We start from the raw sequence: 289 nt of genomic DNA, 5'->3' as shown, positions 1-289 counted from the left end.
TTAAAGAAGGGATGTGTACGCGAATAACGTTTAAGCGGTGGAAGAGATCTTCACGAAAGTCCCCCTCTTTAACGAGAGATTCTAGGTTTTGGTGAGTAGCCGCAATGATCCTTACGTCTACCTTGATGGCAGAGTGCCCACCGACACGATAGAACTGTCCGTCGGCAAGTACGCGCAATAATCGCGTTTGGATATCCAGCGGCATATCACCAATTTCATCCAAAAATAGCGTGCCACCATTGGCCTGTTCGAATCGACCTTGGCGAACGCTGTTTGCGCCAGTAAATGC

At 48.8% G+C, this 289-nt stretch carries 1 protein-coding gene; it reads right to left on the bottom strand.

Annotated features, from left to right (window positions below):
• Nucleotides 1–289: sigma 54-interacting transcriptional regulator (locus AB4585_RS23605; RefSeq protein ID WP_372171200.1), on the bottom strand; the 289-nt coding region annotated here is incomplete at both ends.

The organism is Vibrio sp. 10N.222.49.C9 (assembly GCF_041474985.1).
GTDB classification, from domain to species: Bacteria; Pseudomonadota; Gammaproteobacteria; order Enterobacterales; family Vibrionaceae; genus Vibrio; species Vibrio crassostreae_C.
Note: the sequence above shows the minus strand (reverse complement) of the source record. Positions and strands in the feature narration are given on the sequence as shown.